Below are 20,719 nucleotides of genomic sequence, written 5' to 3' on the forward strand. Positions count from 1 at the left end.
ACGACCCCTCGGCGCCACAGGCCGCATGGCTGCTGGCTATGAGGGGTTCTTCAGGGCCGACCAGGTATGGAAAACCATCGTTCTTGTTGCACCCACTATACGCCGATAGATTGCCGCGCATCGCGGAAAACCCCTGTTCCACCGCGTTGAACCGCGCACTCTCTCTTCGGCGAACGACGATGCACATTCTCCATATCGACTCCTCCATCCAGGGCGAGCAATCCGTGAGCCGCCGGCTTTCGGCGGCCGTGGTGCGGCGCCTGCGCGACCTGCGGCCCGATGCGCGGATCGTCTACCGCGACCTCGCGGCGGCACCCTTGCCGCACCTGTCGCCGGCCATGATCGAGGCCGCGCACGGAAGCGAACCGGACGCCACGGCGCTGAGCTCGGCGCTCGACGAGGTACTGGCGGCGGACGTGATCGTCGTGGGCACGCCCATGTACAACTTCGGCGTCCCGAGCCAGCTCAAGTCCTGGCTGGACGCGCTGGCCGCGCCGGGCAGGACCTTCCGCTACGGCCCGCAGGGGCCGGAGGGCCTACTGGGCGACAAGCGCGTGATCGTCGCCTCGGCGCGCGGCGGCTTCTACGGTCCCGGCGCGCCCGGCGCAGGCAACGACCATCAGGAGAGCTACCTGCGCGCCTTCTTCGGCTTCCTCGGCGTCACCGACATCGAGGTGGTACGTGCCGAGGGCGTGCGTATCGCACCGGACGTGGCCGAACGCGCCGTGGCCGCGGCGCTGGAACAGGTGGCACGACTGCAGGCGGCCTGAGCAGACGCAGGACCGGTGCCCGGCTGAGGCGAATGCAGGCTTTCGGCCGGAAGCGGCGCAGGCGCTCCGTAGCCAAGGGACTCCGGCCGGTCAGGCCGAGTCCCGGTGGCCGGCCTTCAGCATCCGCAGCATGTCCTTGCCCAGGCGCATGGCAACACCTGCATTGCGGCCGGCCAGCGTGGCGATGCGCAGTTCTGCCGCGGTACCTATGACCAGCGACGCCTCGCGGTCGTCCAGACCGTAATCCTGGTGCAGCCACTGCACCATGCCTGCCGTCGCCAAGCGCACAGCCTCGTCGAGTGAGCCGGCCTGGCCCAGGGTTGCGATCGCGTCATCGGATTCAATGCGTGGCGTGGCCAGCGGTCTGGGAGGGAGGATCTCGACGCTGAATTCCACGTCCAGCGAGGTTTCCAGCGCCCACTGCGTCGTTTCGCCATCGCCCTGCACGGCGTGCCCGTCGCCGAGATAGAGCAGGGCGCCGGGTTGGAAGACGGGCAGATACACCGTGACGCCTTCCACCATGCCGTTGTAGTCCATGTTGCCGCCGAAATGGCCGGTGTCTCCCGTGGAGAACGGCGCGAACCCGAAGTCCGGGGCTACGCCGATGCCGCCCAGCATCGGGCGTACGGGAATTACGTAGTCCTCCAATGCGGCTGGCGCATCTTCCAGCGTTGCCGTCCCCGCATCGCGATCCAGTCTCCAGCGCACCCGCTTTCCCAGCGCGCCCATGCGTGCGGCCATGCCCTGGCTCGTTGCGCGCGGCGTGAATCCGTCCAGGCTGTCGGCGAAGTCGCGGTTGAGGCGGATCGTTCGCAGCTTGATTGCGAGGACATCTCCCGGCTGTGCGCCCCACACATGGAACGGACCCGTCTGCGGATTGCCGTAGAGGGCCCGGGTCGTTCCGTCGCGGTCCACGCCCCCGGAGTCGACCGTCGATGTGGCGATGATCTCTCCCGGGCGGATGATGAGCGCCGGCGGCGCGTCCGCAGTAAAGGCATTGGAAAAGGTCCGGGGCTCGAACCTGCGCACCCCGGCGCTGGCCGGCGGCGGCTCCAGCAGGCGGCCGCGCACGGCATGCCACACCCGTCGATGCGGATCGTTCGTGTCCGGATATTCGACGCGGCCATCCAGCACGCCATCGCGGATGCGGCCTTCGAAGCGGTGGCCATCCTCGGCGGGGTCGCCGGCGGTGAACAGCAGGGTTTCGCCCTCCAGCTGGCCGCTGACGGTGCGGCCGCGGAAGCTCCCGCTCAGATGGGTGCCGTCGCGAGACAGCGTCAGGGCGCGGTATTCGGAATTGCCCCAGCGATCGATGGAAAGCAGCCACACGGCCTCTTCGGCGCGCGCGGCAAACGTAGGCAGGAGCATGAGCAGACAGCTGATGAGCAGGCGCATGGAGAGTCCATCCGGCAAAAACCAGAGAGATGCGGAAAGGCACGATCTGGTCGCACGTCCCGGCCGGCATCCGTGCGGTGGTGCCGCAGCGCCGCTTCATACCGCCACGGGTGGAGGAACTGGCCCTGATCCCGTCATGGCGCGGCGGGGAACACGCACTCGAATTCCTGGAAGACGACGGGCATGTCCGGTCGGGGCTCCTGGCCCGTGCCCTCGCGCTCGCGACGGTAGTAGTTCCAGTGCGCTTCGCGCCACCAGCGGAGCGAACCGTCGCCCTCGCCTTCCGCTTCGGCGTGAGCGTCGGTGATCTCGTCGAACCGCAGGATCCTTACTCCGACGGTACGGATGACGCACACGGCCCTGCCGCCCCAGTCCGTCACGATGTTCAGATCGCCCGGGACGGGCAGCGCCCCGCCGCTGCTCTCGAAGGACCACAAGGACGGCGACGTCGCGCGCTTCACGCCCGCCAGGACCAGACGCGCGCACGTGTCGGCATCCGCCTCGTTGTCGCAGAAGTGCCACGCAGGAGGCGGGGCCGCAGCGAGCGCCGCGGGCTCGGGATGGCCAGCTGCGTAGTCGGCCCACATGCGTTCTACCGATGGATGCACTCGCGATCTCCGGGCAGGATCAGGCCGACCGGGCGCCGATGTCTCATGATTTCGCCCGACGCCGGGCGGGCTGCATCGTCAGGGCTCATGCCGGTCCACCGGATGGTTGACGCCGTCGTTGACCGGCACGTCGGGAATGGCAAACGGGTCGATGCCCTCGAGACAGCCGACGTTGAACCCGTACTGTTCCGGGTTGGAACGCCGCTGGTGATGCGTGTAGATGCCACAGATGCCGCAGAAGTAGTGCTTGGCGGTACGCGTATTGAACTGGTAGAGCCGCAGGTGCTCCGCGCCCTTCAGGATGCGGATGGCAGAAAGCGGCACGGACGCGACCACCGCTCCCTTGCGCCGACAGATGGAGCAGTCGCACCTGCGGGGATTCTCGATGCCATTCGGCAGGTGAAGTTCCAGCTCCACGGAACCGCAATGGCAAGACGCGCGGTGCTTCGCCCGGATGGGCACGCCGCCGACCTCCTTGAGCATCCGGACATTCTCCATTGAAGGCCAACATTTACGCCGACCCGCGAAGCGGCTTCGGCTTGAATGAGCTGTCAAGGAGCATCGCCGCTGACGGCGAGCTCCCCGCCTATACGAACATCTCGGCCGTACCTGAACACGCGGGCAGAGACGACGGAGCCGTTGCAGGCCAGTGTGATGCGGTGCCCCTGCCGAGACGGACCGATGATAAAGCGTTCACGGAAATCCCCAGAAACAGCACGTACCTCACCGCCTCGGCCGGAACCGGTCGCCGCAACGTCCAAGAGGCAGCTGGCATCAGACGGTGCCGAACCGACTGCGTAGAAAAAGCCATCCGCAGGACCGAGCGAAACACATCCAGCCACCGCGACAGGCAAGAAAAGAGAAGCTATGAGCCGCGGCATTGATTGGTAAGCCCACTGTCCGAGTTGACCGACGTGCTACCGGTAGGTGCTCGTGTCGAACGATCCGTTAGACGTCACCGCGCCTTCACCCTTCAAGGCACTGCCTTCATCTTCGTAACCTTATAGACCGCGCCTGCCTTGTCATAGGTCGTCCATTCACCCACCTGCTTTCCTGCCTCGAAGTAGCCGGAGCGCATCTTGGTCCCATCCGTCCTGAACCACTCCCAGTACCCGGTGACTTCACCGTTCAGGGTCTGGCCTCGCGCACGAACGGTTCCGCCCTTGTGATATTCCAGATGCTCCTTAGGCATCGTCATGGCGCCTGCTCATTCATTGACGAGAAATGAGATCGTCCCGGGAGGTCTAACACGTGAGTCAAGCCGCGCCGCCAAGCGGCGCCGGCTTGGACGAATTGTAGGCGTCTGCCTACAAGAGTCATTTCTGATAAGGACACACAAGCTCCCAAAGATGCCCGTCTGGATCAGTGACATATCCAATATATCCTCCGGACTCTGGGTCGATTGCCGCCGGCCCCGCGCTGGCGCCTCCGCACACTTCAGCCTTGCGTAGCGCTTGATCTACATCTTCTTTGGTCTCGACTGCGCAGCTTATGACCGCTGGCGCAGATGATCCAGGCATGAGAGCGTCACGGTTCGCCTTTTTGGTATACGACTCATAACTCCCCTTCGTCATAAGAAAGAGGGAGAGATTAGGAATCTCAAGCGCGACCATGCCGCCGTCAATCTGTGCATCACAGAGCCCAAAAGTACCTCTATAGAAGTCAAGTGTCTTGTGAAGATCAGCAACGGGAAGACAAAGTACGGTTGTTCTAACTTTCACGACACCTCCTCACTGGGTCACAACTTCGGATGAAGTGCGTGTTGACGCCTAACGCCTGAATTAAGCCGACCGACGAAGCCGGTTCGGCTTGAATGAACTGTCAGGCCGCACCCGCACGAGTCTACGACCGCCAACACTGAAGAGCATACAGGGCACTGGTCGCATCACGACCCCAGTGAATGCTGAAGGAGTCTCGCCACTCCCAAGCTGCGGCGGCATCGTTGCCCTTATGGTAGAGCGCTAATCCGCCCTTGAGATCTCGCCAAATGTCTGCAAGGTCGTCGGCCACATCCCCAATGCCCGGTGATGGGTCGTTTGTGTCATGTGGCTCCGAGTAGGACGCGTAATAGTTGAATGGAAGCATGTCGAGAAAACGCTTGTGCACGACCTGCCACTCCTCATGAGTTAGCTCGGGCGCATCCTCCTCATCGAATAGCTCCGGCAGCTCATGCACTAGCGCAAGCAGCTTAGAGAGCATCTTGATCGCCGTATCGACCTCATCATCTGGCACGCCTGGAGCGCTCTCCGCCCACGCGCAGAACGCGGTTGCCGCATCAAAGAAGTCGTCAAGTTGCTGCATACTTTCTGTGCCGCCTAACGGGATTAAGCCGACCAGCGAAGCAGGTTCGGCTTGAATGAATTGTTAGCCTTCAACTCCGTACCCCGAGCGCGCCGAGGAAATGAGGCTACAAAGGACGGCCGAGTTTGCGCTCAACCTGACGCCTCTCCCATGAGCCATCCAACAAGAACGTTCCCACGGCGTGTATCAGTAGACCGGCACCCCAGCCCAGCCATACTAGCAGCCCTGCCCACAGGTTTTCCGGAGACAGGATCCAAAGGACGATCATGATGACCGCGCATACGACGAGATAAATAGTGGCATGAATGTAGAATCCTCGCAGGTCATCGACCTGCTTCATGGCCAGCGCTTCCTGGGGTGAAACCTTATTTTCGGCAGAAGTCATTTCCGGCTCTCCTAAGTCTTCGATGGATACTTCAAAGACCGCAGCCAAGGACTTGATGGTTTCTAAGCTGGGCGTAGCGCCAGCCTCTATGCGCTGAATTGTGCGGAGGCTGGTGCCGCTGATCTCAGCCAACTGCTGCTGAGACCAGCCTCTCTTGAGTCGAAGCTTTTGAGTGATCATTCTCGTCGCCCTTGGATTTGGCGGGTGGATCGTGAGCGAGAAAGCGATCCGCGTATACGTCACTGACCCGTCGCGGAGGCGTCATTCTTATGCCACAGGCGCGTAAGTGCTTGATTGAAGACTAACACCTAAGTTAAGCCGCGCCGCGAAGCGGCATCGGCTTGAATGAAACTGTTAGGCAGCAAGCCCGTCATTGCCTGCCCCACCGCTCCTCTACATTGAATAGGACCTCGCAATCACAGAATCCGCCGTACTCTCCAAGCCAGGGAACTACCAATTCCGACTGGATCTTGCGAGAGCTCAAAAACTGCTCCGTGATCCGTAAAGAATGATCGCAACCGTCGGCGAGAGATTCATCCAAGTAGTCGAACAGTGCCCAAAGCGTCTCTTTTGAAACAGGCAGACCTGCCTCCTCGGATGCACGCTGCTTGGCCTCCGCTGCCCTGCGGAGTTCTTTACGACGCTGAACCTCCGTCTTATCTGCCATTGCTGCCCAACGCCTGAATTAAGCCGACCCGCGAAGCGGGTTCGGTTTGAATGAATTGTTAGGCCACAAGCCTACGCCATGAAATGGCCAATGGCGAGCGTGATGGCCAAACACACTAGAAGATACGCGAGATTGATTGCGGCCCTCGCGATCCAGGGCTGCCCTGAGAAATCCAGCCCAGTGGCACGGCCGACCAAGGCACCGGTGCCAAGTAGAAAGAACCACTGCGTGAACAGGAATTCTGGAGAGCCACGGACGGCCATAGTGACCAAGTCATGGATGGCGCCACAGAAAACGAAGGTCGCAACAAGCGCCAATGCGGAGGGCAGGAAGCTGCTTTAGCGGGGAAAATACGTAGCGGCCAAGTACGTAACCAAAAAATAGGATTCCAATGGCGCCAGAAGCCCGCGAAAGTTGGTGCGCCGAATGAGCGGTGCAGCATGTTGCGCATGCTGCGGGGAGCACCTGCGGGCACGCCATTGCGGTAAGTGATGTATTGGGAGCGCGAAAGATCATTCTGCCGCATACGTTCCGTCTGCTCTGATTGTGTCCATGTGGCCTAACTACCATTAGGCGCCGAATCGGCGCATAACCCGGCAGCCTAACGCAGCCGCAGCGCGCCAGGAGGTCTGCGGACTTTGCCCGCAGCAGAATGACTTTTACCACCGTATCCCGCTGCCAAACCCTACGCTCCAATTCCACAGTCCGGCGCTGGCACGACGGTGCTGCACCCTGCCGCATTCGGCACAACCGGCGCGCATGCCGCTCACCCGCGGCCCGACCGCTTGCGGCCCACCTGCTAGAATCCGGGACTTGCCCTTCGAAGCCCTGGCGCGCATCCGTGCGTGCCGCAGCCACGTGCCCATGACCTCGACTGCCGAACTCACCTCCCCCGCCACGGCCAGGACGCCGATCGACCGCGACTACTCGCTCGAACACAAGTACACGCGCGAGGCGGGGCGCATCTATCTCTCCGGCGTGCAGGCGCTGGTGCGGCTGCCGCTGATGCAGCGGCTGCGCGACCAGGCCGCGGGGCTGAACACCGCGGGCTTCATCTCCGGCTACCGCGGTTCGCCGCTGGGCGGCTTCGACCTGGAGCTGTGGCGTGCGCGCAAGCACCTCGCGGAGGCGAAGGTGGAATTCAAGCCGGGCCTCAACGAGGACCTCGGCGCCACCATGGTGTGGGGCTCGCAGCAGACCGGGCTGTTCCCGAAGTCGACCGTCCAGGGCGTGTTCGGCATGTGGTACGGCAAGGGCCCGGGCGTGGACCGCACCGGCGACGTGTTCAAGCACGCCAACGCGGCGGGGACCAACCCCTACGGCGGCGTGCTGGCGCTGGCCGCGGACGACCACGCCTGCCGCAGCTCGACCCTGCCGCACGGGTCCGAGCTGGAATTCGTCAGCGCGATGATGCCGGTGCTCAACCCGGCCGGCGTGCAGGACATCCTCGACATGGGCCTGCTCGGCTGGGCGATGAGCCGCTACACGGGCCGCTGGATCGGCTTCAAGACCATCGCCGAGACGGTCGAGTCGTCGGCCAGCGTGGACGTGGATCCGCACCGGCTGCAGATCGTCACGCCTGACGACTTCGAGATGCCGGAGGGCGGCCTGCACATCCGCTGGCCGGACCCGCCGCTGAACCAGGAGATGCGCCTGCACCGCTACGCGGTCGCCGCGGCGCAGGCCTTCGCGCGCGCCAACAACCTCGACCGCGTGGTGGTGGATTCGCCGCGTGCGCGGCTGGGCATCGTCACCACCGGCAAGAGCTACCTCGACGTGCTTCAGGCGCTCGAATACCTCGGGCTGGACGCGCGCGCCTGCGCCGACATCGGCATCCGCGTCTACAAGGTCGGCATGACCTGGCCGCTGGAGCCGATCCGCCTGCGTGCCTTCGCGGAGGGGCTGGAGGACATCCTGGTCGTCGAGGAGAAGCGCGCCTTCATCGAGTCGCAGATGAAGGAGTACATGTTCAACTGGGCGCACCGCCCCTCGGTGGTCGGCAAGTACGACGAGGCCGGCAACTGGATCCTGCCGTCGACGAACGAGCTGACCCCGGCGACGATCGCGCAGGTCATCGCCTCGCGACTCAAGCGCTTCCACACCTCGGAGCACATCGAGGCGCAGCTGCGCTTCATGGCCTCGAAGGAGAGCGAGCTGGCCCTGCCGCGCGCCGATTTCCCGCGCGTGCCGCACTACTGCTCGGGCTGCCCCCACAACACCTCGACCGCGGTGCCGGAGGGCTCGCGCGCGCTGGGCGGCATCGGCTGCCACTACATGGTCACCTGGATGGACCGGCGCACCGAGACCTTCACCCACATGGGCGGCGAGGGCGTGACCTGGGCCGGCCAGGCGCCGTTCTCGGAGGAGCAGCACGTCTTCTCCAACCTCGGCGACGGCACCTACTTCCACTCCGGCTCGCTGGCGATCCGCCAGTCCATCGCTGCCGGGGTGAACATCACCTACAAGATCCTCTACAACGACGCGGTCGCCATGACCGGCGGCCAGCCGGTGGACGGCACGCTCACCGTGCCCGACATCGCGCACCAGATGCGCGCCGAGGGCGTGCGCACCATCGTGGTGATGTCGGACGACATCGCGAAGTGGTCCAGGCCCGAGATCTTCCCCGAGGGCGTGGAGTTCGTGCACCGGGACGAGCTCGAGGCCGTGCAGAAGCGCCTGCGCGAGGTGAAGGGCGTCTCCGTCCTCATCTACGACCAGACCTGCGCCACCGAGAAGCGCCGCCGCCGCAAGCGCGGGAAGATGGAGGACCCCAAGAAGCGCGTGGTCGTCAACTCGCTGGTGTGCGAGGGCTGCGGCGACTGCGGCGAGAAGTCCTTCTGCGTGTCGGTGCTGCCGAAGGAGACCGAGTACGGCCGCAAGCGCGAGATCGACCAGTCCAACTGCAACAAGGACTACTCCTGCGTGAAGGGCTTCTGCCCGAGCTTCGTCACCGTGCACGGGGGCGAGCTGCGCAGGAAGAAGGGCACGGCCGCGGCCGACCGCCTGGCCGACCTGCCGAGCCCCACGTTCCGCACCGACCTCTCGCGGCCGTGGAACATCCTGGTCACCGGCGTCGGCGGCACCGGCGTCGTCACCATCGGCGCCCTGCTCGGCATGGCCGGCCACCTGGAGAACAAGGGCGCGACCGTGCTCGACCAGACCGGCCTCGCGCAGAAGGGCGGCGCGGTCACCACGCACATCCGCATCGCGGCCAGGCCGTCGGACATCCACGCCGTGCGCATCGCCGCGGGCGAGGCCGACCTGGTGCTCGGCTGCGACATGGTCGTGGTCAACGACTACTGGGCGCTGTCCAAGATCCGCCCGGAGCGCAGCGAGGTTGTGCTGAACACCTACGAGGCCATGCCGGGCAGCTTCACCATGAAGCCGGACCTGCAGTTCCCCAGCAGGGGCATCGTCGAGGCGGTGCGCGTGGCGCTGGGCGGGCGCGAGCCGGTCCAGGTCGATGCCACCAAGCTCGCGACGGCGCTGATGGGCGACGCCATCGCGTCCAACCTGTTCATGCTCGGCGTGGCGTGGCAGCGCGGCCTGGTGCCGCTGTCCTTCGAGTCGCTGATGCGCGCGATCGAGCTCAACGGCGCCGCGGTGGAGATGAACCAGCGCGCCTTTGCCTGGGGCCGGCTCGCGGCGATCGACCCGGAGGCGGTGCGCGAGGCCGCCGGGCTCGCCTCGCCCAAGGCGATCCCGGTCGCGACCAGCATCCATGCCGATCCGCTGGACGACGCGGCGCTGTCGCATTCGCTCGACGAGTCGATCGCGCGCCGCGAGCGCTTCCTCACCGACTACCAGAACGCGGGATACGCCAGGCGCTACACGGACCTCGTCGCGCGCGTGCGCGCGGCGGAGGCCGCGGCGTCGGCGGGCTCGACCGCGCTCACCGCGGCGGTGGCGCGCAGCGCCTTCAAGCTGATGGCCTACAAGGACGAGTACGAGGTCGCGCGCCTGTACACCCAGAGCGACTTCCGCAGGAAGATCGCCGAGCAGTTCGAGGGCGACGTCAAGCTCCGCTTCCACCTCGCCCCGCCGCTGCTGGCGAAGAAGGATGCGGAAGGCCGGCTCACCAAGAAGGAGTACGGCGGCTGGGTCTACGGCGCATTCGGCCTGCTGGCGAAGCTCAAGGGCCTGCGCGGCACGCCGTTCGACGTGTTCGGCTACACCCACGAGCGCCGCGAGGAGCGCCGGCTGGTGGCGGAGTACTTCGAGACCATCGACGAACTGCTGCGCACGCTCGACGCCGGCAACCTCGGCCTGGCGGTGGAGATCGCGGCGCTGCCGGAGCGCATCCGCGGCTTCGGCCACGTCAAGGAAGCCAACATGGCGAAGGCGGCGAAGCGCCGCGAGAGCCTGCTGGCGCAGTGGCGGGCGCCGAAGGCGGCGGCGGACGCGGCGGCCTGAGCGGCCTGACCGGGCTGTGCCCGCGTCCATCGCGGGCGCTCGCCGGCGCGGCCCCGGGTGCGCATGGAGGCAATGCCCGCCGCGCATCCGTAGGGGCGGCTTCGGCGGCGATCCACGCCCGTCGCGGCTGAAGCCGCTCCCACATCCGGTTCCCTCCGCGGGTCGCGGCTGAAACCGCTCCTCCGCCACGGCCGGTGCCGGCGCGGCGATCTTGACGCCGGCCACGGCCGGCGCAGACTCTGCGCAACCCCTGCGACCGCCGGGGCCTTGCACAGGGGACAAGCGATGCGCGTCACGTCTTTCCGCGGCGGCCTGGTGGCCGCCGCGCTCGTATGCGCCAGCACGCCGGCGCTGGCGGACTACGAGAACTTCACCATCGGCGCGGGCTTCACGCCCGACCCGATGACCGGCAGCGGCCAGACCGGCGGCAACTCGGACGCCGCGCGCTTCGGCAGCCGGTGCACGGGGCGGATCGACACCTCGCCCGACCACACCATCCGGGTCACCTCGACGGTGGACGTGCGCATCCGCACCGAGAGCACCACCGATTCGACCCTCGTGGTCGTCGGCCCGGCCGGCGTCTTCTGCGACGACGACGGTGCCGGCGCGCTCGACGCCCAGGTCGATGCGCGGCTCACGCCGGGCGACTACCAGGTCTACGTCGGCCACCTCGGCGAAGGCGGGCGCTACACGCTCAGCATCAGCGAGCGCATCGGCGGCGGGCCGGAGGACAACCGCTACGGCGACTTCACCCTGGGCGCCGGCTTCACCCCGGATCCGCAGACCGCCAGCGGCCGCACCGGCGGCGCGGTGGACGCCTCGACCCACGGCAGCCACTGCACCGGCATGATCGACAGCACGCCGGACCACCGCCTCACCATCACCTCGCCGGTGAACCTGCGCATCTCGGTGGACAGCACCACCGACTCCACCCTCGTCGTCGTCGGCCCGGGCAAGGTCGTCTGCGACGACGACAGCGCGGGCGCCCTCGATGCCCGCATCGTGGACCGCTTCCAGCCCGGCGAGTACGGCATCTACGTCGGTCACCTCGGCGACGGTGGCGAGTACACGCTGACCATCTCCGAGGAACTCTGACCCGGGCCGCGGGTCGCGGCGCTCAGCGCTCCGCGACCTCGTGCCGTGCGGGCAGCTGCTGCGGCCAGCCGCCGGCCAGGGTGCGGTAGAGCGCGACCACCGCGCTGGCGTTGCGGGTCCGGCCCTGCGCCAGCGCGTCCTCGGCGGCGAGGCGCACGCGCTCGGCGTCGAGCACGTCGAGCACGTTGCTGGCGCCGTTCTCGAAGCGCACCCGCGCGGTGCGAGCGGCGCTGCCGCTGGCTTCCGCGGCCGCTTCCAGGTGCACGCGCTCGCGCTCGGCGCGCGACAGCCGCACCAGCGCGTTCTCGGTCTCCTCCAGCGCCCGGAGCACGGTGCCCTCGTAGGCGGCGAGGTCGGCGGCGGCCGCCGCGTCCGCCGCCGCGATGCGCGCGCGCACCCGCCCGACGTCGAGGAAGCTGCCGTCGATGCCCAGCGTGATCGCGCGCGTCTCGCTGTCGCGCTCGAACAGGTCGGACACCGACAGCGCCTGACTGCCGATCAGCCCGCCCAGGGTGAAGCGCGGGAACAGGTCTGCGGTCGCCACGCCGATGCGCGCGGTGGCCGCGTGCAGGCGACGCTCGGCGGCGACCACGTCCGGCCGGCGGCGCAGCAGCTCGGCCGGCGTGGCGTCGAGCGCAACGTCCGGCAGCGGCGGCAGGGGCATGGCTTCCTCCAGCTCCAGCGCGAGCGCCTCCGGCGTGTTGCCGGTCAGGACCGCGATGCGGTGCGCGGTGACCGCGACCGCGGCCTCCAGCGCCGGGATGCGCGCACGGGTCGATTCCAGCTGGGCGCGCACGCGCGCCACGTCGAAGGGCGCGTCGCGTCCGGCGTCGGCCCGGGCCTCGACGAGGCGGAGCGTGTCGGCCTGGTTGCGGGCGTTGTCCTGGGCGACGCGCAGCTGCGCCTGGAAGCCGCGCAGCTGCATGTAGGCCTCGACGAGGTCGCCGACGACGGCCACCTGGACCGCGGCGAGGTCGGCGGCGCTCGCCTCGGCGTCGGCGTTGCGCGCCTCGATGCCGCGCCGGATGCGGCCGAAGAAGTCGAGCTCCCACAGCGCGCGCAGGCCCGCCTCGTACTGCTCGCCATCGCGGGCCGCGCGATCGAGCCCCGGCGCCTGCGCCGCGCTGGCGCGCACGTCGCCACCGCTGGCCGAGGCCGAGAGGGTCGGCAGGCGGTCCATGCGCGCGCCGCGCAGCAGGGCGTTGGCCTGGTCGTAGCGCGCGAGCGCGATGCGCAGGTCGTGGTTGGCCAGCAGCGCTTCGTCGACCAGCACTTCCAGCAGGGGATCGCCGAAGGCGCGCCAGAAGGCGGCCTGGCCGTCGGTGCGCCAGGCGGCGTCGAGGGTGCGCGCGTGTGCGCCGTGCGGCGTGTCGCGCAGGAAGCGCTCCGGCGCGGGCGGATCGGGACGCACATGGTCCGGGCCGACCGTGCAGGCGGCCAGCGCCAGCGGCAGCAAGGCCAGGAGGAGGCCGCGGCGCAGCGCCGGGCCGGGGAGGGTCGGAAGGATCATCGCAAGGGCTCCTCGGCGCCGCGCGCGAAACGCGCGGCGCAGGTCGGTGGCGCGACCGGCACGGTCGCGGGCGCGCTGCCTCACCACGGCAGCGCCTGATCCAGGTGGACGTAGCTGCCGCTCGGGCCGTCCGGCCCGATCAGCGCCATCCGCACGCTGGTGCGCGCGCCATCGGGCACCTCCAGCTCGCCCTGGCCGGCGTTCATGTCGGTCTTCACGTAGCCGGGGTGGATGGTGTTGACCTTGATCGGCGTGTCGCGCAGCTCGTAGGCGAGCTGCACCGTCCACGCGTTCACCGCGCTCTTGGAGACGTTGTAGGCCGGGACCTTGAAGTCGTAGATCGGCGAGCCCGGCTGGGCGTGCAGGGTCACCGAGCCGAGGATGCTGGAGACGTTGACGATGCGGCCTGCCGTCGCCTCGCGCAGCAGCGGCAGGAAGGCCTGGGTCACCGCGACCAGGCCGAACAGGTTGGTGTCGAAGGTGCGCCGCCAGGTCTCCAGGCTCTGCCGCGACGGCGGGAGGGCGACGTCGTCGATCATGATCCCGGCGTTGTTGACCAGGATGTCCAGGCGGCCGTGGCGCGCCTCGACCGTGCGCACGGCGGCGTCGATGCTGTCGGCGTCGGTCACGTCGAGCGCGATGGCCTCGACCGACAGGCCCTCGGCGCGGAGCGCGGCGGTGGCCGCGTCGGCGCGATCGCGGTCCCGCCCTGCGAGCAGCACGTGCACGCCGGCCTCGGCGAGCTGGCGGACGGTGTGCAGGCCGATGCCGCGGGTGGCGCCGGTGACGAGCGCGATCTTTCCGGTGTTGCTGTGCATGGTGGTGGTCCTTCTTTTTTCTTCTGGTCGATCAGTGGTGTGCGGGCACGACGGCGGGCGCGTCCGCGGCCGGGCCGCGGCGGCCGGCACGCTCGGCGAGCGTGCGCAGCACGACGTAGAACACGGGGGTGAGGAACAGGCCGAACAGGGTCACGCCGACCATGCCGGCGAACACGGTGACGCCGGTCGCGGCACGGACCTCGCTGCCGGCGCCGCTGGAGAGCATCAGCGGCACCACGCCGGCGCAGAAGGCGATCGAGGTCATGACGATCGGGCGCAGGCGCAGGCGGCAGGCCTCCAGCGCGGCCTCGACGATGGTCCGACCCTGGTGCTCCAGCTCGCGGGCGAACTCGACGATCAGGATCGCGTTCTTGCACGCCAGGCCCATCAGCACCACCAGGCCGACCTGCACGAACACGTTGTTGTCGCCGCCGGTCGCCCACACGCCGAGCAGCGCGGAGAGCAGGCACATCGGCACGATCAGGATGACCGCCAGCGGCAGGGTCCAGCTCTCGTACAGCGCGGCCAGCACCAGGAAGGCGAGCAGCACCGCCAGCGGGAACACGATGAACGCCGCGCCGCTCTGGTTGGCCTGCTGGTAGCTGAGGTCGCTCCAGTCGATGCCCATGCCGGCGGGCAGGACCTGCGCCGCGAGTTCCTCGACCTTGGCCATCGCCTGGCCGGAGGACAGCACGCGCGGGTCGGCGTCGCCCAGCACGTCGGCCGCGGGGAAGCCGTTGAAGCGGATCACCGGGTCGGGGCCATAGGTCTCGCGGATGTCGACCACCGAGCCGATGGGCACCATCTCGCCGCGCTCGTTGCGGGTGCGCAGGCGGCCGATGTCCTCGACGTTGCCGCGGAACTGGCCGTCGGCCTGGGCGATCACCTGCCAGGTCCGGCCGAACATGTTGAAGTCGTTGACGTAGGCCGAGCCGAGGTAGGTCTGCAGGGTGTCGAACAGCTCGGTCAGCGGCACGCCCTGGGCCTTGGCCTTCACCCGGTCCACGTCGGCGTCGAGCTGGGGCACGTTGGCCTGGTAGCTGCTCATCGGGAAGCCGAGACCCGGCGTCTGCGCCGCCGCGCCCTGGAAGGCCTGCACCGCGTTCTGCAGCTCGCCGTAGCCCAGCCGCGTGCGGTCCTGGATGAACAGCGACCAGCCCGAGCCGTTGCCCAGGCCCTGGATCGGCGGCGGCATGAAGGCGAAGGTGAAGCCCTCCTGGATGCCGGCGAACTTCTGGTTGAGCTCGGCGACGATCTCCTCCGCGCTGCGCGAGCGCTTCGAGAACGGATCGAGCACGAAGAACACCACGCCGTTGTTGGGCGTGTTGGTGAACTGCAGCGGGTTCAGGCCGGGGAAGGCCACCTCGTTGGACACGCCCTCCACGTCGCGCGCGATCTCGGCCATCCGCTTCAGCACCGCGTCGGTGCGCTCGATGGACGCGCCTTCGGGCATCTTCACGCCGGCGATGAGGTACTGCTTGTCCTGCACCGGGATGAAGCCCGGCGGCACCGTGCTGAACATGGTGCCGGTGGCCAGCAGCAGGCCCGCGTACACCAGGAACACCGCGCCGCGCCGGCCGAGCACGCGGCCGATGGCGCCCTGGTAGCGCTCCGAGCTGCGGTTGAAGACGCGGTTGAACGGCCGGAACACCCAGCCGAAGGCGCGGTCGATGCCCCGGGTCAGTGCGTCCTTGGGCGCGTCGTGCGGCCGGAGCAGGCGCGCGGCCAGGGCCGGCGACAGGGTCAGGGAGTTGATGCCGGAGATGGCTACGGAGATCGCGATGGCGACCGCGAACTGCTTGTAGAACTCGCCGGTCACGCCGTCCAGGAAGGCCATCGGCACGAACACGGCGCACAGCACCAGGGTGATCGCGATGATCGGCCCGGACACCTCGCGCATCGCCGCGTGCGCGGCCTCCAGCGGCGGCAGGCCGTTCTCGATGTGGCGCTCGACGTTCTCCACCACCACGATGGCGTCGTCGACCACGATGCCGATCGCCAGCACCAGGCCGAACAGGGTCAGCGTGTTGATCGAGAAGCCCAGCAGGTAGAGCACGCCGAACGCGCCGACGATGGACACCGGCACCGCCAGCAGCGGGATGATCGACGCGCGCCAGGTCTGCAGGAACAGGATCACCACCAGCACGACCAGCAGCACCGCCTCCAGCAGAGTGGTGATGACCGACTTGATCGAGTCGCGCACGAAGATCGTGGTGTCGTAGACCGACTGGATCTCCACGCCCGGGGGCAGGGTCGGACGGATCTCGTCCATGGTGGCGACGACGGCGTCGCGGATCTCCAGCGCGTTCGCGCCGGGCGCCTGGAAGATGCCGATGGCGGCGGCGTTCTTGCCATCCAGGCGGGCGCGCAGGGTGTAGTCGCCCGCCGCCAGCTCGACCCGGGCCACGTCGGCCAGGCGGACGATCTCGCCCGACGGGCCGCTCTTCAGCACGATGCCCTCGAACTCCTCGACGGTCTCCAGCCTGCCCTTGGCGTTGATCGGCAGCAGGAAGTCGCTGCCGTTGGGCATGGGCTCGGCGCCGAGCTGGCCGGCGGAGACCTGCACGTTCTGCTCGCGGACCGCGCGCAGCACGTCGCCGGCGGTCATCCCGCGCGCGGCCACGCGGTCGGGGTCCAGCCAGATCCGCATGGCGTAGTCGCCGCCGCCGAACTGCTGCGCGTCGCCCACGCCGGGGATGCGCGCCAGCGCGTCCTTCACGTGCAGGCGCATGTAGTTGCGCAGGTACAGCGAGTCGTAGCGGCCGTCCTCCGAGGTCAGATGCACGACCATCAGGAACACCGGCGACTGCTTCTGCACGGTCACGCCCTGGCGGCGCACGTCCTCAGGCAGGCGCGCCTGCGCCTGCGAGACCCGGTTCTGCACCTTCACCGCGGCGTCGTCGGGGTCTGTCCCCGGGCGGAAGGTGACGGTCATCTGCAGCACGCCGTCGGAACCGGCGACGGACTTGACGTACATCATGTCCTCGACGCCGTTGATCGCCTCCTCCAACGGCGTCGCCACGGTCTCGGCGATCACCTTGGGATTGGCGCCGGGATACACCGCGCGTACCAGCACGCTCGGCGGCACCACTTCGGGGTACTCGCTCACCGGCAGCATCGGGATGGCGATGGCGCCGCAGAGGAAGATGACGATCGACAGCACCGCCGCGAAGATCGGCCTGTCGATGAAGAAGCGTGAGAAGTCCATGGGTGGCGCCTCGAACGGGAGCAAAGGGAGGTCGGGCCCGGTCTGCGCCGGGCTTGCGGACATGAGGAGAGGGCGCGCCGCGCGCGGCGCGCGGGATCAGTCGACGCGGGCCACGGCGGGCGCCTCGTCGGTCGCGAGCGGCACCGGCTGCACCGGCATGCCGGGGAAGAACACCTTCTGCACGCCGCTGACGATCACCCGGTCGCCCGGTGCCAGCCCCGCCTCGACGATGCGCTGGCCGTCGACGATGCGGCCCAGCCGCACGTCGCGGCGCTGCGCGGTGCCCTCGGCGTCCACCACGTAGACGTACTTGCGGTCCTGGTCGGTGAGCACCGCCTTGTCGTCGATCAGCAGTGCCTGGAAGCGTCCGCTGCCCAGCACGCGGACGCGGGCGAACAGGCCGGGGGTGAGGCGGCCGTCGGCGTTGTCGAGCACGGCGCGGACGCGGATGGTGCCGGTGGCGGGATCCACGCGGTTGTCCAGGAAGTCGATCTCGCCGACGTGCGGGAAGCCCTCCTCGCCCACCAGCCCGACCTGCACCGGCACGCGGCCGTCGCGCTCGCTCGGCCGCTCGCCGCGACGGGCCATGGCGGCGTAGCGCAGGAAGGTCGCCTCGTCGGTGTCGAAGTGCACGTGCACCGGGTTCACCGAGACCACCGTCGTCAGCACCGCGCCGTTGTCGGCGCTGACCAGGTTGCCGGCGGTCACCAGCGCCCGGCCCGCACGGCCGGAGACCGGCGCGCGCACCTGGGTGAACTCGAGATCCAGGCGCGCGGCCTCGACCGCGGCCTGCGCCGCCTGCACGTTGGCGGTGGCCTGCGCGGCGGCGGCGCTGCGCTGCTCGAACTCCTCGCGCGAGATGGCCTGCAGGTCGACCAGGGTCTGCGCGCGCGCCGCCTCGCTGCGGCCCAGTTCGGCCTGGGTGCGCGCGCGGACCAGCTCGGCCTCGGCGCGCGCGAGCGCGGCGCGGTAGCTGCGCGCGTCGATGGTGAAGAGCACCTCGCCCTTCTCGACCAGCTGGCCCTCGGTGTAGTGCACGCGCTCGATGTAGCCGGAGACGCGCGGGCGCAGCTCGACGCTCTCGACCGCCTCGATGCGGCCGCTGACCTCGTCCCACTGGCTGACCTCGCGCGGGGCGACCTCCATCACGCCCACCTCGGGCGGCGGCGGCGCGGCCTCCTCGGCCTGGCCGGGGGCGCAGCCGGCGAGCGTGGCGAGACCGGCGGCGAGCGCCGTGGCGAGCAGCAGGCGCCGGAAGATCGCCGGGGCGGGGACGGAACGACGGGACGTGGGGAACATGACGGAACCTCGTGTACGAAAAGGGATGGCGACGGTCAGGCCGCAGCGCCGGGCGCGTGCGGGCCGGCGTGGACGCCGCCGGGCGGAGGAAAGGGAACGACCGGGCGCGGCGGCGCGTCCTCGGCCAGCAGGCCGGCGATGCGCAGGCCCACCGCGCGGGCGCTCGGCCACTGGGCGCAGGCGTAGCGCGCGTTGTCCTCGGTGCGCACCGGCTGGCTGATCGAGAGCAGTTGCACGCGCACGCCCAGGGGCTTGGCCTCGGCATGCAGCACCCGCACGAGCATGCGCATGGCGGAGGCGGCGATGGAGGCGTGGCCGTAGCTCGCCCACGGATGATCGGCGCCGGGCCCGCCGACCACGATGTAGTCGCTGCCTCGCCCGCCCTCGGCCAGCAGCGGCAGCAGGTGGCGGGCGGCCGCGAGGTGCGGGATCAGGTCCTCGTCCAGCCGGCGGCGCAGGAAGTCCGCGGGCCGCGAGAGCAGGCGGCCGCGCTCCAGCGGCCCGGCGAGGCTCGCCACCACCGCGCGCAGCGGGCGGCGGCGCTGGCGCAGCGCGGCCGCCAGGGCGGCGCCGTCGGTGTCGCTGGCGACCGAACCCGGCAGCAGCTCCAGTCCCTCGAAGGCCGCGCAGTGCGCCTTGAGCGCGGCGAGGCGCTCGCCATTGCGGCCCACTGCGAGGACCGGGTAATGCGCTTCGAGCAGGGCCGAGACGACCCCGCGGCCCACGGTGCCGGTCGCACCCAGGACCAGGATGTCGCCGCTCATTGTCCCGCCTCCGGGATTTTTTCTCCCTGAGCAGGGACAATCATCGGCTGCGACGCGGGCGACGTGCCGGCGGGGCGGGCGCGCAGGCCGGGGGCGGCTGCCGTCCCCGGACCGGGCGCGGCAGCCCCGCCGCCGAACACCGCGCGGAATGCGGCATCGGGCAGGAAGCGGCGCACTGCCGCCGTTTCGGCCGAAGAAGCCGACACGATCGTGGCGCGACGCGGGGTGCGATGCTGGGGCATGGGCGGACTCTCCTGATGCGGCAGAGCAGCGTCGGACCTCGAGCGCACTCGAGGTCAAGCCCGGCGCGAACCGCGTCGCGGTCGCTGCCCTGTCGGAACGGAGGCAAGCCTAGGCCCCGCCCCGGCACTTGATTAGCCGGTCATTCGGGGAATAAATATCCCGCCTGCGGTCCAATCCCCGGGCCGCTCCCCGGAGCCCGCCCATGAACCGCGATCTCAACGACACCCTGATCTTCGTCAAGGTGGTCGAACAAGGCAGCTTCATCGCTGCCGCCCGTGCGCTCGGCCTGCCCAAGACCACGGTCAGCCGCAAGGTGCAGGAACTCGAAACCCGCCTCGGCGCGCAGCTGCTGCACCGGACCACGCGGCGCCTCGGCCTGACCGAAGCCGGCGCCGTCTACCACGAGCACTGCCAGCGCATCGCGCTGGAGCTCGACGAGGCCGAGAGCGCGGTCGCGCAGCTGCAGGCAGGGCCGCGCGGCTGGCTGCGCTTCACCGCGCCCTACTCGATCGGCATCTCCTGGATCACGCCGCTGCTCGGCGAGTTCCACGCCGAGCATCCGGAGCTGCGGGTGGAGATGATCCTCGGCAACGACAGCCTCGACCTCATCACCGACGAGATCGACGTGGCGCTGCGCCTCGGCGAGCTGCCCGATTCCAGCCTCGTCGCGCGCAAGCTCGCCACGCTGCGCACGCAGGTGTTCGCGAGCCCGCACTACATCGAGCGCCACGGCGAGCCGCTGCATCCGGACGACCTGCTCCAGCACCGCACCATGGCGCTGGCGAAGAACCGCCACAACGGCCGCTTCGCCTGGACGCTCAGCGACGGCACCGAGACGCGCGACTTCCCGATCCAGCCGATCATGGTCACCAACGATCCCGCCGGACTGAAGGGCGCGCTGCTGTGCGGCGAGGGCCTGGTCCTGGGCACCGACATCTCGGCGCGCCCGCTGGTCGAGCAGGGCCTGGTGCAGCGCGTGCTGGCGGGCTGGGTGGGGCCGACCTACGACCTGAGCGTGGTGTTCCCGCGCGGACGGACGCTCTCGCCCAAGGTCCGCGCCTTCGTGGACTTCCTGGTCGACCGCTTCGCCTGCGACGTGGACTACATGCGCCGGCGCTGCCCGTGCCCGCTGGAATCGGTGGTGGAGAACACCGCCACCCGGGACGTGCGCGAGGCCGGCGCGCGCATCCTCGAACACGCCATGGCGTGAGGCGGCGGCGCCGCGGTCGTTCACCCCAGCGCA

Annotated in this window: 19 protein-coding genes; 4 read left to right on the plus strand and 15 right to left on the minus strand. The window is 68.8% G+C overall.

Features of this window, described 5'->3' with window-relative positions; all coding sequences use genetic code 11:
• Positions 1-187: hypothetical protein (locus tag ACFO3Q_RS09460; RefSeq protein ID WP_377004427.1), on the minus strand; the 187-nt coding region annotated here is incomplete at its 3' end.
• On the opposite strand from ACFO3Q_RS09460, the gene ACFO3Q_RS09465 reads away from it, so the two are divergent.
• Positions 180-770, plus strand: coding sequence for an FMN-dependent NADH-azoreductase (locus ACFO3Q_RS09465; RefSeq protein WP_377004428.1), 591 nt, complete (start codon positions 180-182; stop codon positions 768-770). The two genes, ACFO3Q_RS09460 and ACFO3Q_RS09465, sit on opposite strands and share 8 nt — an antisense overlap.
• 90 nt (positions 771-860) lie before the next feature.
• On the opposite strand, the gene ACFO3Q_RS09470 is transcribed toward ACFO3Q_RS09465, so the two are convergent.
• The 8 genes from ACFO3Q_RS09470 to ACFO3Q_RS09505 all read right to left on the minus strand — a co-directional run bounded on the left by ACFO3Q_RS09470 (position 861) and on the right by ACFO3Q_RS09505 (position 6,126).
• Positions 861-2,165 carry an acetamidase/formamidase family protein gene (locus ACFO3Q_RS09470; protein WP_377004429.1) on the minus strand — a complete coding sequence of 435 codons (1,305 nt, stop codon included), beginning with the start codon at positions 2,163-2,165 and terminating at the stop codon, positions 861-863.
• A 134-nt stretch (positions 2,166-2,299) separates the two neighbouring features.
• Positions 2,300-2,752: an ASCH domain-containing protein gene (locus ACFO3Q_RS09475; protein ID WP_377004430.1), complete on the minus strand. Its 453-nt coding sequence runs from the start codon at positions 2,750-2,752 to the stop codon at positions 2,300-2,302.
• Positions 2,753-2,851: 99 nt separating this feature from the next.
• The gene (locus tag ACFO3Q_RS09480) at positions 2,852-3,256 is read right to left on the minus strand and encodes a GFA family protein (protein ID WP_377004431.1); all 405 of its coding nucleotides are present in this window, start codon (positions 3,254-3,256) and stop codon (positions 2,852-2,854) included.
• A gap of 490 nt (positions 3,257-3,746) precedes the next feature.
• Complete coding sequence (locus tag ACFO3Q_RS09485) at positions 3,747-3,971, minus strand: toxin-antitoxin system YwqK family antitoxin (protein WP_377004432.1); 225 nt, start codon at positions 3,969-3,971, stop codon at positions 3,747-3,749.
• Positions 3,972-4,089: 118 nt separating this feature from the next.
• Positions 4,090-4,494 carry a VOC family protein gene (locus ACFO3Q_RS09490; protein ID WP_377004433.1) on the minus strand — a complete coding sequence of 135 codons (405 nt, stop codon included), beginning with the start codon at positions 4,492-4,494 and terminating at the stop codon, positions 4,090-4,092.
• Between the two features lie 121 nt (positions 4,495-4,615).
• Positions 4,616-5,074 carry a DUF5063 domain-containing protein gene (locus ACFO3Q_RS09495; protein WP_377004434.1) on the minus strand — a complete coding sequence of 153 codons (459 nt, stop codon included), beginning with the start codon at positions 5,072-5,074 and terminating at the stop codon, positions 4,616-4,618.
• 106 nt (positions 5,075-5,180) lie between these two features.
• Positions 5,181-5,639: a helix-turn-helix domain-containing protein gene (locus ACFO3Q_RS09500; protein ID WP_377004435.1), complete on the minus strand. Its 459-nt coding sequence runs from the start codon at positions 5,637-5,639 to the stop codon at positions 5,181-5,183.
• A gap of 190 nt (positions 5,640-5,829) precedes the next feature.
• A complete protein-coding gene (locus tag ACFO3Q_RS09505; protein WP_377004436.1) occupies positions 5,830-6,126 on the minus strand; it encodes a DUF2695 domain-containing protein in 297 nt (98 codons plus the stop codon).
• Between the two features lie 864 nt (positions 6,127-6,990).
• Here ACFO3Q_RS09505 and ACFO3Q_RS09510 point away from each other — a divergent pair.
• Together ACFO3Q_RS09510 and ACFO3Q_RS09515 are read left to right on the plus strand one after the other, a co-directional pair.
• A complete protein-coding gene (locus ACFO3Q_RS09510) occupies positions 6,991-10,539 on the plus strand; it encodes an indolepyruvate ferredoxin oxidoreductase family protein (protein ID WP_377004479.1) in 3,549 nt (1,182 codons plus the stop codon).
• A 285-nt stretch (positions 10,540-10,824) separates the two neighbouring features.
• Positions 10,825-11,634, plus strand: coding sequence for a hypothetical protein (locus ACFO3Q_RS09515; RefSeq protein WP_377004437.1), 810 nt, complete (start codon positions 10,825-10,827; stop codon positions 11,632-11,634).
• Positions 11,635-11,656: 22 nt separating this feature from the next.
• On the opposite strand, the gene ACFO3Q_RS09520 is transcribed toward ACFO3Q_RS09515, so the two are convergent.
• From ACFO3Q_RS09520 to ACFO3Q_RS09545, 6 genes are all read right to left on the minus strand, one after another.
• On the minus strand, positions 11,657-13,144 hold the full coding sequence (locus ACFO3Q_RS09520) for an efflux transporter outer membrane subunit (protein ID WP_377004438.1): 1,488 nt from the start codon (positions 13,142-13,144) through the stop codon (positions 11,657-11,659).
• A gap of 80 nt (positions 13,145-13,224) precedes the next feature.
• Complete coding sequence (locus tag ACFO3Q_RS09525; protein WP_377004439.1) at positions 13,225-13,962, minus strand: SDR family oxidoreductase; 738 nt, start codon at positions 13,960-13,962, stop codon at positions 13,225-13,227.
• Positions 13,963-13,993: 31 nt separating this feature from the next.
• Positions 13,994-17,170, minus strand: a complete 3,177-nt coding sequence (locus ACFO3Q_RS09530) for an efflux RND transporter permease subunit (RefSeq protein ID WP_377004440.1) — start codon at positions 17,168-17,170, stop codon at positions 13,994-13,996.
• 96 nt (positions 17,171-17,266) lie between these two features.
• Positions 17,267-18,469 carry an efflux RND transporter periplasmic adaptor subunit gene (locus ACFO3Q_RS09535; protein WP_377004441.1) on the minus strand — a complete coding sequence of 401 codons (1,203 nt, stop codon included), beginning with the start codon at positions 18,467-18,469 and terminating at the stop codon, positions 17,267-17,269.
• 35 nt (positions 18,470-18,504) lie between these two features.
• Positions 18,505-19,233, minus strand: a complete 729-nt coding sequence (locus tag ACFO3Q_RS09540) for an SDR family NAD(P)-dependent oxidoreductase (protein WP_377004442.1) — start codon at positions 19,231-19,233, stop codon at positions 18,505-18,507.
• Positions 19,230-19,475 carry a hypothetical protein gene (locus ACFO3Q_RS09545; protein ID WP_377004443.1) on the minus strand — a complete coding sequence of 82 codons (246 nt, stop codon included), beginning with the start codon at positions 19,473-19,475 and terminating at the stop codon, positions 19,230-19,232. The genes ACFO3Q_RS09540 and ACFO3Q_RS09545 overlap by 4 nt, the downstream gene beginning before the upstream one ends.
• A gap of 203 nt (positions 19,476-19,678) precedes the next feature.
• Here ACFO3Q_RS09545 and ACFO3Q_RS09550 point away from each other — a divergent pair, with 203 nt between their 5' ends.
• Positions 19,679-20,686, plus strand: coding sequence for a LysR family transcriptional regulator (locus ACFO3Q_RS09550; RefSeq protein WP_377004444.1), 1,008 nt, complete (start codon positions 19,679-19,681; stop codon positions 20,684-20,686).
• The last annotated feature ends 33 nt before the right edge of the window (positions 20,687-20,719 follow it).

It is taken from the genome of Coralloluteibacterium thermophilum, assembly GCF_042654365.1.
In the GTDB taxonomy this organism is placed as follows: domain Bacteria; phylum Pseudomonadota; class Gammaproteobacteria; order Xanthomonadales; family Xanthomonadaceae; genus Coralloluteibacterium; species Coralloluteibacterium thermophilum.

What these genes read in the sequence shown, in the direction of transcription:
- ACFO3Q_RS09465 (WP_377004428.1), top strand. Translation starts at nt 180, where the DNA reads ATGCACATTCTCCATATCGACTCCTCCATCCAGGGCGAGCAATCCGTG.
- ACFO3Q_RS09470 (WP_377004429.1), bottom strand. Translation starts at nt 2,165, where the DNA reads ATGCGCCTGCTCATCAGCTGTCTGCTCATGCTCCTGCCTACGTTTGCC.
- ACFO3Q_RS09475 (WP_377004430.1), bottom strand. Translation starts at nt 2,752, where the DNA reads ATGTGGGCCGACTACGCAGCTGGCCATCCCGAGCCCGCGGCGCTCGCT.
- ACFO3Q_RS09480 (WP_377004431.1), bottom strand. Translation starts at nt 3,256, where the DNA reads ATGCTCAAGGAGGTCGGCGGCGTGCCCATCCGGGCGAAGCACCGCGCG.
- ACFO3Q_RS09485 (WP_377004432.1), bottom strand. Translation starts at nt 3,971, where the DNA reads ATGACGATGCCTAAGGAGCATCTGGAATATCACAAGGGCGGAACCGTT.
- ACFO3Q_RS09495 (WP_377004434.1), bottom strand. Translation starts at nt 5,074, where the DNA reads ATGCAGCAACTTGACGACTTCTTTGATGCGGCAACCGCGTTCTGCGCG.
- ACFO3Q_RS09500 (WP_377004435.1), bottom strand. Translation starts at nt 5,639, where the DNA reads ATGATCACTCAAAAGCTTCGACTCAAGAGAGGCTGGTCTCAGCAGCAG.
- ACFO3Q_RS09505 (WP_377004436.1), bottom strand. Translation starts at nt 6,126, where the DNA reads ATGGCAGATAAGACGGAGGTTCAGCGTCGTAAAGAACTCCGCAGGGCA.
- ACFO3Q_RS09510 (WP_377004479.1), top strand. Translation starts at nt 6,991, where the DNA reads ATGACCTCGACTGCCGAACTCACCTCCCCCGCCACGGCCAGGACGCCG.
- ACFO3Q_RS09515 (WP_377004437.1), top strand. Translation starts at nt 10,825, where the DNA reads ATGCGCGTCACGTCTTTCCGCGGCGGCCTGGTGGCCGCCGCGCTCGTA.
- ACFO3Q_RS09520 (WP_377004438.1), bottom strand. Translation starts at nt 13,144, where the DNA reads ATGATCCTTCCGACCCTCCCCGGCCCGGCGCTGCGCCGCGGCCTCCTC.
- ACFO3Q_RS09525 (WP_377004439.1), bottom strand. Translation starts at nt 13,962, where the DNA reads ATGCACAGCAACACCGGAAAGATCGCGCTCGTCACCGGCGCCACCCGC.
- ACFO3Q_RS09530 (WP_377004440.1), bottom strand. Translation starts at nt 17,170, where the DNA reads ATGGACTTCTCACGCTTCTTCATCGACAGGCCGATCTTCGCGGCGGTG.
- ACFO3Q_RS09535 (WP_377004441.1), bottom strand. Translation starts at nt 18,469, where the DNA reads ATGTTCCCCACGTCCCGTCGTTCCGTCCCCGCCCCGGCGATCTTCCGG.
- ACFO3Q_RS09540 (WP_377004442.1), bottom strand. Translation starts at nt 19,233, where the DNA reads ATGAGCGGCGACATCCTGGTCCTGGGTGCGACCGGCACCGTGGGCCGC.
- ACFO3Q_RS09545 (WP_377004443.1), bottom strand. Translation starts at nt 19,475, where the DNA reads ATGCCCCAGCATCGCACCCCGCGTCGCGCCACGATCGTGTCGGCTTCT.
- ACFO3Q_RS09550 (WP_377004444.1), top strand. Translation starts at nt 19,679, where the DNA reads ATGAACCGCGATCTCAACGACACCCTGATCTTCGTCAAGGTGGTCGAA.